Annotated in this window: 17 protein-coding genes; 6 read left to right on the top strand and 11 right to left on the bottom strand. The window is 62.7% G+C overall.

Annotated features, from left to right (window positions below):
- Positions 1–40: 40 nt before the first annotated feature.
- Complete coding sequence (locus tag HX869_RS03695; RefSeq protein ID WP_177047482.1) at positions 41–829, top strand: helix-turn-helix domain-containing protein; 789 nt, start codon at positions 41–43, stop codon at positions 827–829.
- Between the two features lie 216 nt (positions 830–1,045).
- Here HX869_RS03695 and HX869_RS03690 read toward each other — a convergent pair whose 3' ends face one another.
- From HX869_RS03690 to HX869_RS03660, 7 genes are all read right to left on the bottom strand, one after another.
- Positions 1,046–2,281 (bottom strand): Zn-dependent hydrolase, encoded by a 1,236-nt coding sequence (locus tag HX869_RS03690; protein WP_178902754.1) that lies wholly within the window; start codon positions 2,279–2,281, stop codon positions 1,046–1,048.
- The gene (locus HX869_RS03685; RefSeq protein ID WP_010173377.1) at positions 2,278–2,769 is read right to left on the bottom strand and encodes an L-2-amino-thiazoline-4-carboxylic acid hydrolase; all 492 of its coding nucleotides are present in this window, start codon (positions 2,767–2,769) and stop codon (positions 2,278–2,280) included. Before HX869_RS03685 ends, HX869_RS03690 begins: the two co-directional genes overlap by 4 nt.
- Positions 2,770–2,883: 114 nt before the next feature.
- Positions 2,884–4,023 carry a branched-chain amino acid ABC transporter substrate-binding protein gene (locus tag HX869_RS03680; protein ID WP_102369347.1) on the bottom strand — a complete coding sequence of 380 codons (1,140 nt, stop codon included), beginning with the start codon at positions 4,021–4,023 and terminating at the stop codon, positions 2,884–2,886.
- A 66-nt stretch (positions 4,024–4,089) separates the two neighbouring features.
- Positions 4,090–4,806 (bottom strand): ABC transporter ATP-binding protein, encoded by a 717-nt coding sequence (locus HX869_RS03675; RefSeq protein WP_178902753.1) that lies wholly within the window; start codon positions 4,804–4,806, stop codon positions 4,090–4,092.
- Positions 4,799–5,572 carry an ABC transporter ATP-binding protein gene (locus HX869_RS03670; RefSeq protein WP_177008269.1) on the bottom strand — a complete coding sequence of 258 codons (774 nt, stop codon included), beginning with the start codon at positions 5,570–5,572 and terminating at the stop codon, positions 4,799–4,801. Before HX869_RS03670 ends, HX869_RS03675 begins: the two co-directional genes overlap by 8 nt.
- On the bottom strand, positions 5,569–6,654 hold the full coding sequence (locus tag HX869_RS03665) for an ABC transporter ATP-binding protein (protein WP_087694203.1): 1,086 nt from the start codon (positions 6,652–6,654) through the stop codon (positions 5,569–5,571). The genes HX869_RS03670 and HX869_RS03665 overlap by 4 nt, the downstream gene beginning before the upstream one ends.
- Positions 6,651–7,598, bottom strand: a complete 948-nt coding sequence (locus tag HX869_RS03660; protein ID WP_178902752.1) for a branched-chain amino acid ABC transporter permease — start codon at positions 7,596–7,598, stop codon at positions 6,651–6,653. Before HX869_RS03660 ends, HX869_RS03665 begins: the two co-directional genes overlap by 4 nt.
- A 172-nt stretch (positions 7,599–7,770) precedes the next feature.
- On the opposite strand from HX869_RS03660, the gene HX869_RS03655 reads away from it, so the two are divergent.
- Positions 7,771–8,670 carry a LysR substrate-binding domain-containing protein gene (locus tag HX869_RS03655; RefSeq protein WP_178902751.1) on the top strand — a complete coding sequence of 300 codons (900 nt, stop codon included), beginning with the start codon at positions 7,771–7,773 and terminating at the stop codon, positions 8,668–8,670.
- A 137-nt stretch (positions 8,671–8,807) separates the two neighbouring features.
- Here HX869_RS03655 and HX869_RS03650 read toward each other — a convergent pair whose 3' ends face one another.
- Positions 8,808–9,809 carry an ABC transporter substrate-binding protein gene (locus tag HX869_RS03650; protein WP_177022740.1) on the bottom strand — a complete coding sequence of 334 codons (1,002 nt, stop codon included), beginning with the start codon at positions 9,807–9,809 and terminating at the stop codon, positions 8,808–8,810.
- Positions 9,810–9,966: 157 nt separating this feature from the next.
- Between HX869_RS03650 and HX869_RS03645 the strand changes: the two genes are divergently transcribed.
- Complete coding sequence (locus tag HX869_RS03645; RefSeq protein WP_177055117.1) at positions 9,967–10,863, top strand: LysR family transcriptional regulator; 897 nt, start codon at positions 9,967–9,969, stop codon at positions 10,861–10,863.
- Here HX869_RS03645 and HX869_RS03640 read toward each other — a convergent pair whose 3' ends face one another.
- Positions 10,864–11,256, bottom strand: a complete 393-nt coding sequence (locus HX869_RS03640) for a RidA family protein (RefSeq protein ID WP_178902750.1) — start codon at positions 11,254–11,256, stop codon at positions 10,864–10,866.
- 148 nt (positions 11,257–11,404) lie between these two features.
- On the opposite strand from HX869_RS03640, the gene HX869_RS03635 reads away from it, so the two are divergent.
- The gene (locus tag HX869_RS03635; protein WP_087694212.1) at positions 11,405–11,836 is read left to right on the top strand and encodes a hypothetical protein; all 432 of its coding nucleotides are present in this window, start codon (positions 11,405–11,407) and stop codon (positions 11,834–11,836) included.
- Positions 11,837–11,852: 16 nt separating this feature from the next.
- On the opposite strand, the gene HX869_RS03630 is transcribed toward HX869_RS03635, so the two are convergent.
- Together HX869_RS03630 and HX869_RS03625 are read right to left on the bottom strand one after the other, a co-directional pair.
- Positions 11,853–12,251, bottom strand: coding sequence for a VOC family protein (locus HX869_RS03630; protein WP_178902749.1), 399 nt, complete (start codon positions 12,249–12,251; stop codon positions 11,853–11,855).
- Positions 12,252–12,267: 16 nt separating this feature from the next.
- On the bottom strand, positions 12,268–13,011 hold the full coding sequence (locus HX869_RS03625; RefSeq protein WP_178902748.1) for an SDR family NAD(P)-dependent oxidoreductase: 744 nt from the start codon (positions 13,009–13,011) through the stop codon (positions 12,268–12,270).
- Positions 13,012–13,150: 139 nt separating this feature from the next.
- Here HX869_RS03625 and HX869_RS03620 point away from each other — a divergent pair, with 139 nt between their 5' ends.
- Together HX869_RS03620 and potE are read left to right on the top strand one after the other, a co-directional pair.
- Entirely contained in the window at positions 13,151–14,047 is an 897-nt protein-coding gene (locus HX869_RS03620; RefSeq protein ID WP_178902747.1) for an AraC family transcriptional regulator, read from the top strand.
- Between the two features lie 50 nt (positions 14,048–14,097).
- On the top strand, positions 14,098–15,414 hold the full coding sequence (gene potE / locus HX869_RS03615) for a putrescine-ornithine antiporter (RefSeq protein ID WP_177008275.1): 1,317 nt from the start codon (positions 14,098–14,100) through the stop codon (positions 15,412–15,414).
- Positions 15,415–15,448 lie beyond the last annotated feature (34 nt).

Raw genomic sequence — 15,448 nt, 5'->3', positions numbered from 1 at the left:
CGTAACGGCTTATTACCGACTAACGCCAATGAGCCAGTAAATGCCGCCAAAAGGACATGACAAAACTGTGCGCCGCAGCGTGCCCGGGCTTTCCAGCCTGCCGAGGCCGGTGTATGGCCGCACCGAATCCCTGCCCAACCGCGCGCTGACCCGCCGCCATAGTCACCCGTGGGTGCAGTTGTCCTACGCGATATCCGGGGTGCTGGAGATCCAGACCAGCGTAGGACGCTTCGTCGCGCCACCCCAGCGGGCCGTGTGGATACCGGCCGGCATGCCACACCGGGTGTTCAGTTCGCCCCATACCGAGATGCGCAGCCTGTACCTCGATTGCAGCGTCACCGCCTGGGCGGCCGACCGCTGCCAGGTGCTGGCGGTGAGCAGCCTGTTGCGCGAGTTGATTCGCAACTTCAGCGAATTGCCGGTGGAATACGCCGAGGATGGCCCGGATGGACGGCTGGCCCAAGTGGTGCTGGACCAACTGGCCGCCGCGCCCCAGGTCGACCTGATGTTGCCGCTGCCGGCCGACGGCCGCTTGCGGCAGATTTACCGCAGCCTGAACCTGCACCCGGAGCAGCAAACCACCCTGGGGCAGTGGAGCCAGAAACTGGCGGTCAGCGAGAAAACCCTCAGCCGGCTGTTCCTGAGCGACACCGGCCTGACCTTCCGTGCGTGGCGCCAGCGCCTGCGATTGTTGAGCGCCCTGCCCGCCCTGGAACAAGGCGAACGCGTGACCGATGTGGCGCTGGCCTGCGGCTACGAATCCACCTCGGCCTTCATCAACGCCTTCCGCCAGCAGTTCGACGCCACACCGGGCGAGTTCTTCCGCTGATCATCAGACAAAGAAGCTCCAGAGCGAAAACTGGATTTCCTATGGGAACTCGCCCCCCCTGTGGAAACTCGGTCCCCTGTGGGAGCTGTCGAGCTTTAGCGAGGCTGCGATGGCGGCCTGACTGTCGACATCTCTATTGCCTGACAGGGCCTCATCGCAGCCTCGCTAAAGCTCGACAGCTCCCACAGGGAACCCAGTTGAACAGTTAAACCTCGCTCACGCCTGCGCCTTGGCCAACACCGCCTGCAACAACACATCCGCCCCCGCCGTCGACCACTGCGGATGAATCTCCTCCGCCTCGTTATGGCTCAACCCATCCACACACGGCACAAAAATCATCGCCGTCGGCGCCACCCGGTTCAGGTAGCAGGCATCATGCCCGGCCCCGGAAATCATGTCGCGATGGCTATACCCCAACGCTTGCGCCGAAGCCCGCACCACCTCCACACACTCAGGGTCGAAGGCAATCGGCGCGTACTGGAAAATCTGCTTCACGCTGTGCTGCAAACCAATCCCCTCGGCGATCCGCGCCACCGCCGCCTGCAGCTGCTGATCCTGATACCCCAGCACCGCTTCATCCGGGTGCCGAAACTCCACACTGAAAAACACCCGCCCCGGCACCACGTTGCGTGAATTGGGGAAGATATTCGCCATGCCCACCGTCGCCCGCCCTTCGGCGCCCTGCTCCAGGCCAATCTGATTGACTGCCTCCACCACCCGGGCAAACCCGAGCAACGCATCCAGCCGGTGATCCATCGGCGTCGTCCCGGCATGGGCGCTGCGCCCGCTCAGTTCCACTTCATACCAGCGCTGGCCCTGGGCGCCGGTGACCACACCGATGGTCAGGCCCTGTGCCTCAAGAATCGGCCCCTGTTCGATATGCAGCTCAAACGCCGCATGCACCGCCTGGCCACCCACCGGATGCGCACCGGCATAGCCAATCTGCTGCAACGCCTGGCCGATGGTGATCCCGGCCTTGTCTTCCCGGGACAGGCCGTACTCCAGGTCAAACACCCCGGCATACACCCCCGAGGAAATCATCGCCGGCGCAAACCGCGAGCCTTCTTCGTTGGTCCAGTTCACCACTTCGATTGGCCGCTCGGTCTCGATCCCCAGGTCATTCAAGGTGCGCAGCACCTCCAGCCCGGCCAGCACGCCGTAGATACCGTCGTACTTGCCGCCCGCCGGCTGGGAATCGCCATGGGAACCGGTCAGCACCGGGGCCAGGTGATCCTGGCGCCCGGCGCGACGGGCAAAGATATTGCCCATGGCATCCACCCGAATGCTGCAACCGGCCGCCTCGCACCATTGCACAAACAGGTCGCGACCGCGGCGGTCCTCATCCGTGAGGGCCAGGCGCGAGACCCCGCCCTTGTCGGTGCCGCCGATCTGCGCCATTTCCATCAGCGAGCCCCACAGGCGCTCGCCATTGACCCGCGCCAAGTCGTTCATGAACGCGGCTCCTGGGGTTTGGCCCGGTAGCGGAAGTCACAGTGATGGGCACCGCCCATGATGGTCTGGGTGCGGGTCAGCTTGATGTCCGGGTTGTAGCCGACGATAAACAGTTCGTCGCGGTTGCAGGACAGCAGGTGACCGATCTCGCCCAGGCCCATCTCGTGATACATCTCGGCATAGCGGCAGCGCTTCACGTCATAGTCGTAGTGCTCGGCGTCGCTGGCGATGATCTCGACCTTCAGCGCATCGTCCTTTTCCCAGAGCACTTGCAGCTCGACAAAGCTCTTGAGGTCGGCGCCCTGCTCTTCCAGCTCGGCAAAGTGCTTGCCGGCCTGGATCGCTGCATTGCCCACCGCCTCGCCGATCACCGCCGCCGCAAAGTCCTTGCCCTGCTCGCGCACCAGGATCTCGTAGATCGGCTTGATGATTTCGGCTTCGATCCGCCGCCGGGCCAGGATGCCCAGTTCACCTTCCAGCTTGCTCATTGTGTGCCTCCGTAAACCTGTAGGAGCGAGCTTGCTCGCGAAGATATTCCAGGCGCATCGCTGCGTTGACTGTACATTTTTCGCGAGCAAGCTCGCTCCTACAGGGGTGGGTTGTTACTTGCCGCCCGCCACACTGACTGGCTGCCACTGATTACTTTTGACCTCATACACGGTGAACGACGGCTTCTTCAGATTGCCCTCGGCATCAAACGCAATGGTCCCGGTCACGCCCTGATAGCTGATGGCGCGCAGCACCGGCAGGTACTTTTGCGGGTCCACCGAGTCGGCCTTCTCGATCGCCGCCACCAACACCCCGACACCGTCATAGGCAAACGGCGCGTGCAGTTCGATCGGCGCCTTGTAGCGATCCTTGTAAGCCTGCTCGAACGCCTTGCCACCCGGCATCTGCGCCACCGCCAGGCCCGGCTCCAGGGCAATCACGCCCTCGCCTTCGTTCTGCGCCAGTTGCAGGAAGGTCTGGCTGACAAACCCACCGGCCCCCATCAGCGGTGCCTTGATGCCCAGTTGCTTGATACGCCTGGCCAAAGGCGCGGCCTGGGAATCGACGCCACCAAAGAAAATCAGGTCCGGGTTCTGGCTTCGGATATTGGTCAGCACTGCGCTGAAATCGATGGTCTTGTCGTCGACGTATTCACGGGATACCACCTTGGCGCCACCGGCCTCGATGGATTTGACGAACTGGTCCGCCAGGCCCTGGCCGAATGCGGTGCGGTCGTCGATCACCGCAATGCGCCGGGCCTTGAGGGTGTTCAAAGCATAGTCGCCGGCCACCTGGCCGCCATCGTCGTCATGGCCCATGATCCGGAAGCTGGTGTCGAAGCCCTGCTGGGTATACGCGTGCCCGGTAGCAACCGGGGCGACTTGCGCGATACCTGCATCGTGATAAACCCGCGCCGCCGGAATGCTGGTGCCGGTGTTCCAGTGGCCCACCACGCCCACCACGCCTTCGTCCACAAGGCGCTGGGCCACGGTGACGGCGGTGCGCGGGTCGGACTGGTCGTCCTCGGACAGCAGCTTGAAGGTCACCGCCTCACCGTTGATTTTCGGGTGCTTGGCGTTGGCCGCGTCGATGGCCAGTTGCGCGCCGTTTTCCAGGTCCTTGCCGATCCGCGCCGACGGGCCGGTCAACGGCCCGGCCAGGCCGATCAATACGGTCTGGTCGGCCTGGGCCATGGCACTCGCCAGGCTGCTCAGGGCCAGGCCGATCACTAGGGTGTGCTTGAAAGTCTTCATCAGTGGTTCCTGTTTCTTTACGGGCTGGTCGGAACACGCCGGGCGTCCGGTAGCGTCAGGGTTAATTCATTCACCGAGGTAGGCACTGCGCACCTCGGGGTGGTCGAGCAATTCATGGGACGGGCCAGTGAGGTTGATGCGCCCGGTGTCCATCACATAGGCACGGTCGGTGACCTGCAGCGCGAGCCGGGCGTTCTGCTCTACCAGCAGCAGGGTCATGCCCTGGCGGCACACGTCGTCGATCACCTGGAAGATCTTCTCCACCATGATCGGCGCCAGGCCCATGGACGGCTCGTCCAGCACCAGCAAGCGCGGCTTGGAGAGCAGCGCCCGGGCCAGCGCGAGCATCTGTTGCTCGCCACCGGAGAGCAGGCCGGCGGACTGCTGCAGGCGCTCCTCCAGACGCGGGAAGTGCTCGAACAACTGGCGGATCTCGCGGTTCACCTGCTCGGTGTCACGACGCAGGAAGGCCCCGGCCTGGAGGTTTTCCAGGACGCTCATGCGCGCAAAGATCCCGCGCCCTTCCGGTACCATCGCAATGCCCTGGCGCAGCAATTGGTCCGGCGCCTGGCCGAGGATCGAACGCCCGGCGAAGTGAATCTGCCCCGCCGCTGCCGGCAGCAATCCGGTCAGGGCCTTGAGGCTGGAGGTCTTGCCGGCACCGTTGGCGCCGATCAACGTCACTCGCTCGCCTTCGCCGATGTGTAAATCCAGGGACTTGACCGCTTCGATGGCGCCGTAGCGCACCTGCAAGCCGTCGACTTTCAATAAAGGTTCAGACATGGGCGCTGGCTCCCAGATAGGCCTGGATCACCGCCGGGTCGTGGCGCACCTCGGCAGGCGCGCCCACGGCGATCACCTGGCCGTAATCGAGCACGCTGATGCGGTCGCACACCCCCATCACCAGCTTCACGTCATGCTCGATCAGCAGCAGCGTGTGGCCGTCGTCGCGGATCTTTTCCAGCAGGCCGCGCAGTTGCACTTTCTCGGCAGCGTTCATCCCGGCGGCCGGCTCGTCGAGGGCCAGCAAACGTGGTTCAGTGGCCAGGGCCCGGGCGATTTCCAGGCGGCGTTGATGGCCGTAGGACAGGCTGTCGGCGCGGTAATTGGCGAACCCCGCCAGCCCGACATACGCCAACAGGCGATGGGCATGGGCGCGGGTTTGCGCTTCTTCTTCCCGGGCTCGACGATGGCGACTCAAGGCGGCCCACACGCCATTGCGGGTGCGCACATGGCGGCCGACCATGACGTTTTCCAACGCGCTCATTGTGTTGAACAGGCGGATATTCTGGAAGGTCCGGGCGATGCCGGCCTGGGCCACCTGGTGCACGCTGGCCGGTTTGTAGTCCTCGCCGTCGAGCTGGAAGCGCCCGGAATCCGGGGTATACAGGCCGGTCATCACGTTGAAGAAGGTGGTTTTACCGGCGCCATTGGGGCCGATCAAGCCATAGATCTCCCCAGGCTGGATGCTCAGGCTCACGTCGGTGAGCGCCGCCACGCCGCCGAAGCGCTTGTTCACCTGGTCAATCTGCAACAGCGGCTGATTCATCGCGCCACTCCTTTTGGCCACAGGCCTGCCGGTCGATAGAGCATCGCCAGGATCAGCGCGAGCCCGTAGAACAACTGACGAATGATTTCCGGGTCCACCAGCACCTGGCCGAACAGCGCCTGCTGCAACGGGCCCATGCTCGCGCGCAAGGCTTCGGGCAACGCCGCCAGCAATACGCAGCCGAGAATCACCCCGGGGATATGGCCCATGCCGCCGAGCACCACCATCGCCAGCACCGCGATGGACTCATTGAGAGTGAAGGACTCCGGCGAGACAAAGCCCTGGAACGAGGCGAACAACGCCCCGCTGACGCCGCCAAACCCGGCACCAATGGCGAACGCCAACAGCTTCAAGCGCAGGGTGTTGACGCCCATGGCCTGGGCCGCTTCCTCATCTTCACGAATCGCCACCCAGGCCCGCCCGATGCGTGAACGCTCCAGGCGAATGCAGGCAAACAGGATCAGCACCACCAGCGCGGCGAACAGGTAGTAGTACAGATAGACCGAAGGCAGGCGCAGGCCGAACAGCTCCTGGGTGCGCCCGAGGTTGATCCCCAGCAGGTTGACCGGGTCGACCTGGGAAATACCTTTGGGCCCGTTGGTGATGTTCACCGGGCGATCCAGATTGCGCAGCAGGATGCGGATGATTTCACCAAAGCCCAGGGTCACGATGGCCAGGTAATCGCCGCGCAGGCGCAAGGTCGGCGCGCCCAACAACACGCCAAAGCCCGCCGCCAGCAACGCGGCCAAGGGCAGGATCAACCAGATCGAGGTGTGCATGCCCGCCGGCAACAACGCCATCAGCGCCGGGAATTGCTGCAACAGATGCGGCGAAGACAGCAACGCGGCGAGGTACGCGCCCACTGCGTAGAACGCGATAAAACCCATGTCCAGCAGCCCGGCGTAACCCACGACGATGTTCAGGCCCAGGGCCAACATGATGTACAGCAACGCGAAATCGAGGGTGCGCACCCAAGTGTTGCCACCGGCATGCCCGACAATCCACGGCGCCAGCACCAGCGCCACGGCGAACAATACAAGGCCGAAGCTGGCGCGCTGGCGGGAGGTATTCAGGACACTCATGCGCGGGTCGCCAGTCGTTCGCCCAACAGCCCCGAAGGACGAAACACCAGCACCGCGATCAACACGATAAAGGCAAACACATCCTGGTAATTGCTGCCGAACACACCCTGGGTGGCAGCGCCCAGGTAGCCGGTACCCAGGGCCTCGATCAACCCCAGCAGCAGGCCGCCAAGCATCGCGCCCTTGAGGTTGCCGATGCCGCCCAATACGGCTGCGGTGAACGCCTTGATGCCCGGCAGGAAACCCATGTAGAAATGCGCGCTGCCGTAGTTGCTCGCCATCATGATTCCGGCCAATGCCGCCAGGGCGCCGCCAATGGCAAAGGTCAGCACGATGATGCGATTCGGGTTGATGCCCATCAGGCTCGCCACCTGCGGGTTCTCGGCCACGGCGCGCATGGCCCGACCAAAGCGTGTGCGTTCCACCAGCACCAGCAGCGCGACCATTACCGACAGTGCGACGGCAATGGTGGTCAGGGCGGTAGCGTTGGTGATCGCCGGATGCGCCGAAGCGCCCGCGAGCACTTCAATCGGTTCCAGCGGCAGCAGTTGCGGGAACATCTGCGGGTTACGCGTCCACACCAACATGGCGATGGTTTGCAGCAACAACGACACCCCGATGCCGCTGATCAATGGCGCCAGGCGCGGCGCATTGCGCAGGCGCCGATAAGCGACCCGTTCAATCAGCACCGCGAGTACCGCGCAGAACGCCATGGCAATCACAGTGGCTGCCAGCAGCACCAGCACCGGCGGCATCGCCGGCCATGTCACCTGCAACAGGCGAATCACCGAGAGGCCCACCAAAGCGCCAATCATCAACACATCGCCGTGGGCAAAGTTGATGATCCGCAAAATGCCGTAGACCATGGTGTAACCCAAGGCCACTAGCGCGTAGAGACTGCCCGCCATCAAACCATTGAGCAGCTGCTGGATAAACGCATCCATGGAAACCATCGACCTCACTACTGACGAGGGCGGCACACTAAGCATCTATTCTGTTTTTATCAAATATCAGAAATTCATATGGTTATGCCAAACGCATAAAGCGCTATAACCGCCGTAAATACGGCATTTATGGCTCTTTATTTGCCATCTAACTTAGTATTTAATTCAACACATGAATAATTTAGAACAGTTAGCCAATGACCCGCCGTTGCGTGCCGTGCGCACCTTCGAAGCGTTTGCCCGCCATGGCGGAGTGAATTCCGCTGCCCGCGAGCTGGACGTGTCGCCCTCCGCCGTCAGCCATCAACTGCACCTGCTGGAAAGCTTTCTGCAGCAACCGCTGACCTTGCGCCAGGGCCGCAACCTGGTGCTCACCGAAGAAGGCCGCGAGTACTACCGGGCCATCCGCTCGGCCTTCGCCGTACTGCGCAGTGCCACCGAACACGTGCGGGAAAAAAGCGCTACGCGCCAGGTCACCATCAGCTTGATCCCGCTGTTCGGCATCAACCTGTTCATCCCGCGCCTGGCACAGTTCCTCAAGGACCACCCGGCGCTGGACATCAACGTCACCTACGCCAACCACCGCAGCTACCCCAGCGACGCTGCCGATTTATCGATCCGCTTCGGCACCGGGCACTGGCCGGGGTACCACAGCGAGCCGCTGATTTCCGGGGCGGTGACGCCGTATTGCAGCCGCACATTCCTGGAGCAACACGGGCCGATCGACACACCTGAGGCGCTGAGTGAATTACCGCTGTTGCACGACGAAGAGCGCGGCACCTGGAGCCAATGGTTCCAGGCCGCCGACGTGCATCACGGGACCGCGTTGAATGGTTTGCTGCTGGAGGATGGTCAGTTGGCGCTGACGGCCACGCTGACCGGATTGGGCTGCTCACTGCTGCGCGCGCCACTGGTTGCGCCGCATGTGGCAAATGGGGAGTTGGTGAAGCTGTTTGATCTACAGGTCGATGATGGCCGCCAGTACTACCTGTGCCGGCGGGCCAACAGCGAGTTATCGAGCGAGGGGAATCACTTGTACGACTGGATCAAGAACAACCTTGCGGGGAATTGAAAACACCGCAGATCCAATGTGGGAGCGGGCTTGCTCGCGAATGCGGTGGTTCAGCCAGCACATGTATCGACTGACCCACCGCATTCGCGAGCAAGCCCGCTCCCACATTTTTGTGTGCGTTTCAATTCAGAATGGAGTCAGCTGCCGTTCCCGCCGTGCGCCTCTTCAAAGAAGTAATCCTTCCAGCTCCCCGCCTTGTTCTTCAACACGCCCAACTCCTGCAATTTCTCGGCATAGATATAGGTACGCTGCGGCACGATGGTGAAGTCGATTTCCGGGTCCTGGACAATCTTCTCCACCAGCGCCAGCGGTAGCTTCGACTGCTCTACACGAATGTAAGCCTGGGCGGCTGCCGGCTTGTCGGCCTTGATGATTGTCTCGGCCTCGGCCAACGCGTCATAGAACGCCTTGTAGGTCTTGGGGTTCTCGTCGTGGAATTTCTCGGTGGTGTACAGCACATTGAACGTCGCCGGGCCGCCGAGAATGTCGTAGGAACTCAGCACCTTGTGCACCTTGGGATTCAACAACTCCTGGTACTGGAACGGCGGGCTGGAAAAATGCGCGTTGATCTCCGAACCGCCAGCAATCAGCGCCGCAGTGGCGTCCGGATGCGCCAGGCTGATGGAGATATCGTCGAACTTCTTGTAGTTGTCGTTCCCGAACTGCTTGGCGGTTTCAATCTGCAAGGTACGCGACTGAAAACCCACACCCGCGGCCGGTACGGCGATGCGGTCTTTTTCGCTGAAGTCCTTGAGGGTCTTCACATCCGGGTTATTGGTCAGCAGGTAGTTGGGCATCGAGCCCAGCGAGGCGATGGCCTTGACGTTCTGCTTGCCCTTGGTGCGGTCCCACAGCGTGAGCATGGGCGGCACACCCGCCGACACCACGTCCAGCGCGCCGGCCAGCAGCGACTCGTTCATCGCGGTGGCGCCGGAGATACTGTTCCACTCCACCTTGATGTCCAGGCCCTGTTCCTTGCCGTGTTTCTCGATCAGGTTCTGGTCACGCACCACGTCGAGGATCAAGTAGCCTATGCCGAATTGCTGGGCGATGCTGATCTTGCCTTCGGCGTGTGCACCAAGGCTGAGGAGCGCACTGGCTGCTGCCAGGAGCGTCAGGGTGGGTCGTTTTATTATCATGAGAACGCTGCCGCGAGGTTGAGAAGGGTTGCGAGCGTAGCGGCCCACGTACAGTGCGAAAAAGAATATCGCGATCTATGGATATACGAAAAACACTGCCCGCCGGCGCTGCTATATTGCGCGCCTGTGCCTGATGTCATCCCCGGAGCCACTCTGCATGCTGCGCACCAACCTCAACGAGATGCTGATCTTCATGGCGGTGGTCGATGGCGCCAGCTTCGTCGCCGGTGGCCAGGCGATGGGCCTGACGCGCTCGGCGGCCGGCAAAGCCGTGGCGCGCCTGGAGGACAGCCTTGGTGTGCGCCTGTTGAACCGCACCACCCGCACCTTGAGCCTCACCGACGAAGGCCGCGCGCTGTATGACCAGGGTCTGGAGATCCTCGCCGCAGTGGACAACGCCCAAAGCCGCATCGGCCAGCCCACCGGGGTACCGCGCGGTTTATTGCGGCTTACGCTGCCCGATGCGTTCGGGCGCAAGGTGTTGCTGCCGTTGTTGAAGAAATACCTGCACGCCTGGCCCGAGGTGCAGGTGGAAGTCAGCTTCAGCGACCGCACCGCCGATATCGTCGAGGACGGCTTCGACCTGGCCATCCGCATCGGCAGCGCCAACACCGACCGCCAACTGGTTTCCCGGGTGGTCGCTCGTTATCAGGCGCTGCTGTGCGCCGCACCGGACTATCTCGCCGAGCGCGGCATACCCCGCGACATGGACGCCCTCGCCCACCACGACTGCCTGTATTTCAGCAGCCGCACGCGCAAGCAAAGCTGGCGCTTTCGCGAATCGGATGGCACCTGGGTCAAGGCGTACGGGCGCAGCCGCCTGCGCCTGGACAGCGGCGAAGCACTGCGCGACGCTGCCGTGTCCGGGCTGGGCATCGCCTTGCTGCCGGACTTCGTGGTTGCCGAGGACCTGGCCGCCGGACGCCTGGTACAGGTGCTGCCCGACCTGGACGCCGGAGACGTGGAGATCCTGGCGATGTACCCGAGCAAACGCTTCCTGGAGCCTCGGGTACGGCGCTTTATCGACCTGATGGTGGATGAGCTGGCGGGCTGATCAGTCGGCGTGGGCAATCACCTTGATCTCGACGATCTGTGCATCGGACGCCAGGTAATTCACGCCTACCAGGGTCGCGGCCGGGCGATGCTCACCGATGTATTCTTTCCACACATTGACCACCGCTTCAAAATCGCGCTTGGCATGCACCAGGAAGAAATCCACCGCGGCAATGTTCGAGCGGCCAACGCCGAAGCCGGCCAGCACATGGTCGAGGTTCTCCAGTGTCTGGCGGGTCTGGGCGGCGGCATCACCGTCAACGAACTCACCTTCCAGGCTGTGAGAAAACTGCCCGGCAATATAGATCGTGCCATTGACGCGGTAGCCCTGGCTGACGCTGTTGCCCTCTTCCCATGAAACGCCGTGGTTGTAGATCGTGGGTTTGCTGCTCATGTCGGTTTCCTTGGGCGATGATTTAAGGAAACTGTAACAAGGGCATTGGCGAATGGACGTCCCCACTGAGGCGACCAAAAACTACCCGCCCACGCCCTTCGGCTGGTATCGTGCCGCCCTTGAAAAAACCGCTGCGAGGAAATGGACCTTGAACACTGACGAAAAAATGACCGGGGACCTGTTCGAGGTGGACAAACGCCTGTCACTCAAGCCCGTGGTGGACTTCAACAACTACCTGCGCAGCGCTTTCGGCGATGGCCCCTGCACCTGCATCCGCTGCGTCGCCAGCGAGGGCAGCGAGGCCGGCTACGAGTTTCAGCACACCTTCGATTTCGACGGCAAAAAAAACCACCGTCGCTTCGCCTCCACCGCCGGCAGCGACGTGCTGTTGATACTGAAGAAAGCCTGGTTGTCTTACACCAAGGCCGAGCTGCCGTTGAGCGGCGCGCTGGCGCTGGACACGGTGAAGGAATTTGTCGAGCCGCAGCTGCACAAGCGCGTGGCGCCGCTGTTCCTGGCCAGTGGGTTGGTCAAGGATGTGGAAGGTGAGTTGCGGATGCAGCCGCAGGCCGCGGGCTGATCATCGACGGCTACCGCTAGATGTGCTGCCAGTTCTTGTAGACAAATTCCAGGCTGTAGCCGTCGGGATCCAGCACGTTGGCCGCGTAGTAGTTCGGGTCATAGTGCAATCGTGCCCCAGGGACGCCATTGTCGACGGCGCCCGCGTTCATCGCCGCCAGGTAAGCCGCATCGACCTCGACCCGGCTGCCGGCGACGAACCCCACATGCACCGCCCTGCCCTCGACCGCGCCCTCGCGCAACCAGAAGAAGATCCGCCCGTTCGCGCCGAACCCCTTGAGGTCCGGGTGGCCCGGCGGGCCGTCCTTGCCGTCGTAGTCGTGGCGCGTGGTGATGCCCAGCGGTGTCAGTGCAGCACGGTAGAAATCAATCGAGCGTTGTATGTCGCTGACCGACAAAAACAGATGATCCAGCATAGTTCAGCCTCGCTTTTCAGATGAGGTAACCGCCAGCGACCTCGATCGTCTGGGCATTGATCCAGCGGCCTTCGTCAGACAGCAACATGGCGATCACACGCGCCACGTCCTCTGGCTCCCCAACCCGACCAAGGGCGGTTTGTGCAGCCAGCAGCGCTTCGAACTCATCATTGAGCCCGCCGCCCAGTTCGGTACGGATGGCTCCCGGAGAGACGGCATTTGCACGGATATGCCGCTCGCCAAACTCCTTGGCCATGTAACGGGTGAGTACATCCAGCGCGCCCTTGAAGGCTGCGTAAGGTGCTACGCCAGCGGTGGCGACGCGAGTTGTCGCGCTGGTGAGGTTGACGATGCAGGCGTGGGCTTGCAGCAGCGGCAACAGGGTTTGAGTCAGGAAAAACGGCCCTTTGAGGTGCACATTCAGCAGGCCGTCGAACTGGGCCTCGGTGACCGATTCCAGGGGATTGAACAGTCCATAACCGGCGTTATTCACCAGCCCACTCAAGCCACTTACGCCCCAGGTCGCCGACAACGCCCGTTTTACCGACTCGGCAAAACCCTCGAAGGCGCCGACGTCAGCCACATCCAATGGCAGCGCGACCGCCTTGCCGCCTGCAACCTCAATCTTCTGCACTACGGCGTGTGCGGCCTCTGGATGGCTGTTGTAAGTCAGGATCACGCCCATGCCTTGCCGGGCACACAACTCTGCGGTGCTGGCACCAATGCCACGGCTGCCGCCGGTAATGAGGATAACGCCCATGTGTGGCTCCACTGCTTGCTCAAATGAGTCACCACAGTAGGCTCGCGCGCCTGCGCCGACGCAGCCGTTCCTGCTCGAAACCTGCCTGTTTCTGCTTTTTGCTTGCACAGGGCACACCTGGGCGCTCAGCATGCCCGGCATGAACACACAACTGATCGAACTGCGCGCCCTGGCCGCCAAGGCTGAAAACCGTCGCACTGAAACCGGCATCCCGCGAGTGGCCATGGTCCAGGGCGCGATTCCCGAGCACATGCTGGCCGCGGTGTACGACCCGATGATCAACCTGATCCTGCAGGGCAGCAAATCCATGACGGTGGGTGATCGCACGCTGCGATACGACCCGGCGACCTTTTTCGTGATGTCCATCGAACTGCCCGCCGTGGGCACCGTGCACCCGGCGGTGACCGGCGAACCCTACCTGGCGGTCAGCCTGACCCTCGACCCGACGGTACTCGCGACGCTGCTGAGCGACTTGCCCAAACCTGCCGGGCGCTACGACCACGATGCGGGTTTTTCCGTGGCCGCCGTCACCCCCGAACTGATGGACGCCTGGCTGCGCATGCTGCGGCTGATGGGCAACCCTGAGGCGATCACAGCCCTCGCACCGGTATACGAGCGCGAGATCCTCTACCGCGTATTGCAAGGCCCCCACGGCTGGATGCTGCGTGAAATCGCCGCGCCGGACACCGCCATGGCCCGGGTGAGCCAGGCCATCCAGTGGATCCGCCGAGACTTCGCCGAACCGATCCGGGTCGAAGCCCTGGCACAGAAAGCCGCAATGAGCGTGTCGGCCTTTCACCGCCACTTCAAGGCCGTCACCAACCTGAGCCCGTTGCAGTACCAGAAGCGCGTGCGCCTGCTACAGGCGCGCACGCTGATGGTGGGCGGCGCCAGGAACGTCACCAGCGCCGCCTTCGAAGTCGGCTATGAAAGCGCCACTCAGTTCAGCCGCGATTACGCCCGGGTGTTCGGCCTGCCGCCGGCTCGCGATGCCGCGCGAATCCTCGGAGAAAACCGGAGCCCGAAGGCACGCTGACCACAACGTGCTAGCCTGCCATCGCACGCCCCCACGACAAGGAGTTGCCGATGGCCGAGCCAAGCAAAAAGATGAGCCTGATGGGCCTGACCACCCTGGTGGCGATCAACATGATGGGCTCGGGCATCATCATGCTGCCCGCCAGCATGGCGCAATTGGGTGCGATTTCGCTGCTGTCGTGGCTGATCACCGCCGTGGGCTCGATGGCGATCGCGTACTGTTTTGCCCAGTGCGGCCTCTTCTGCACCCGCACCGGCGGCATGTCGGCCTACACCGAAGAGGCCCACGGCAAGTCCGGGTTCTTCCTGTGTTCGTTCCTGTATTTCCTGTCGCTGATCATCGCCAACGTGGCAATTGCGATTTCGGCGGTGGGCTACCTGTCGTCCTTCATCCCGTGGCTGGGCAGCGGGCCGATCCCGTTGTTTATAGGCACCCTCGGGCTGATCTGGCTGACCACCGTGGCCAACTTCGGCGGCCCGCGCCTGACTGGCCGGATCGGCGTGATCACCGTATGGGGCGTGATCATTCCCGTGGCGGGCTTGAGCGTGATCGGCTGGTTCTATTTCAAGACGGAGGTGTTCAGCGATGCCTGGAACCCCAACCAACTGCAACTGTGGGATGCGATTGGCGCGAGTATCCCGCTGACCCTCTGGGCCTTCCTCGGCATGGAGTCCGCGGCCCAGGGCTATGACGCGGTGGAAGACCCCAAGCGCACCGTGCCGCTGGCCTGCCTGCTGGGCACCCTCGGCGCGGCGCTGGTGTATGTGCTGTCCACCAGCGTGATCCAGGGCATCGTGCCTAACGCCGAACTGGCCGAGTCTTCCGCGCCGTTTGCCCTGGTGTATGCGCAGATCTTCACGCCGCTGGTGGGCGATATCATCATGGCCCTGGCGGTAGTGGCGTGCATCGGCTCGCTGCTGGGCTGGCAATTCACCTTGGCGCAAACGGCCAAGATGTCGGCGGACCAGCGCCTGTTTCCGCGCTTCTTCAGCCGGGTCAGCCGCGCCCACGCGCCGGTGTTGGGGCTGATTGCCTGCGCGGCGTTGCAGAGCTTGATTGCCTTGTCGACCATCTCGCCCACAGCCAGTGCGCAGTTCGGCAAGTTGGTGAACCTGGCGGTGGTGACCAATTTGATTCCTTACGTCACCGCGCTGACCGGGCTGCTGGTGATGATGCACAAAGCGCGGGTGGCGGCGGTGGTGTATGCGCGCAATACCACGGTGTTGCTGATTGCCGTGGGGTATTCGCTGTATGCGATTTACGCGTGTGGTGAGGAGGCGGTGTTTGGTGCGACGCTGGTATTGGCGTTTGGGTATCTGTTGTATGGTTTTTTGGCGCGGCGGTTTATTACGGCCGGTGGTGGGTGAATATCCGTTATTTTGGTGATGGCTGAGATTGGTT

This window comes from Pseudomonas sp. P7779, from assembly GCF_013386315.1.
In the GTDB taxonomy this organism is placed as follows: Bacteria; Pseudomonadota; Gammaproteobacteria; order Pseudomonadales; family Pseudomonadaceae; genus Aquipseudomonas.
This window is presented reverse-complemented; position numbering and strand designations above follow the sequence as displayed.

Bases quoted from the DNA above. Each gene is read 5' to 3' on its own strand.
- HX869_RS03680 (WP_102369347.1), bottom strand. From the start codon at position 4,023: ATGAAGACTTTCAAGCACACCCTAGTGATCGGCCTGGCCCTGAGCAGC.
- HX869_RS03685 (WP_010173377.1), bottom strand. From the start codon at position 2,769: ATGAGCAAGCTGGAAGGTGAACTGGGCATCCTGGCCCGGCGGCGGATC.
- HX869_RS03655 (WP_178902751.1), top strand. From the start codon at position 7,771: ATGAATAATTTAGAACAGTTAGCCAATGACCCGCCGTTGCGTGCCGTG.
- HX869_RS03640 (WP_178902750.1), bottom strand. From the start codon at position 11,256: ATGAGCAGCAAACCCACGATCTACAACCACGGCGTTTCATGGGAAGAG.
- HX869_RS03690 (WP_178902754.1), bottom strand. From the start codon at position 2,281: ATGAACGACTTGGCGCGGGTCAATGGCGAGCGCCTGTGGGGCTCGCTG.
- HX869_RS03645 (WP_177055117.1), top strand. From the start codon at position 9,967: ATGCTGCGCACCAACCTCAACGAGATGCTGATCTTCATGGCGGTGGTC.
- HX869_RS03665 (WP_087694203.1), bottom strand. From the start codon at position 6,654: ATGAGTGTCCTGAATACCTCCCGCCAGCGCGCCAGCTTCGGCCTTGTA.
- HX869_RS03620 (WP_178902747.1), top strand. From the start codon at position 13,151: ATGAACACACAACTGATCGAACTGCGCGCCCTGGCCGCCAAGGCTGAA.
- potE (WP_177008275.1), top strand. From the start codon at position 14,098: ATGGCCGAGCCAAGCAAAAAGATGAGCCTGATGGGCCTGACCACCCTG.
- HX869_RS03695 (WP_177047482.1), top strand. From the start codon at position 41: ATGCCGCCAAAAGGACATGACAAAACTGTGCGCCGCAGCGTGCCCGGG.
- HX869_RS03625 (WP_178902748.1), bottom strand. From the start codon at position 13,011: ATGGGCGTTATCCTCATTACCGGCGGCAGCCGTGGCATTGGTGCCAGC.
- HX869_RS03675 (WP_178902753.1), bottom strand. From the start codon at position 4,806: ATGTCTGAACCTTTATTGAAAGTCGACGGCTTGCAGGTGCGCTACGGC.
- HX869_RS03650 (WP_177022740.1), bottom strand. From the start codon at position 9,809: ATGATAATAAAACGACCCACCCTGACGCTCCTGGCAGCAGCCAGTGCG.
- HX869_RS03660 (WP_178902752.1), bottom strand. From the start codon at position 7,598: ATGGATGCGTTTATCCAGCAGCTGCTCAATGGTTTGATGGCGGGCAGT.
- HX869_RS03670 (WP_177008269.1), bottom strand. From the start codon at position 5,572: ATGAATCAGCCGCTGTTGCAGATTGACCAGGTGAACAAGCGCTTCGGC.
- HX869_RS03630 (WP_178902749.1), bottom strand. From the start codon at position 12,251: ATGCTGGATCATCTGTTTTTGTCGGTCAGCGACATACAACGCTCGATT.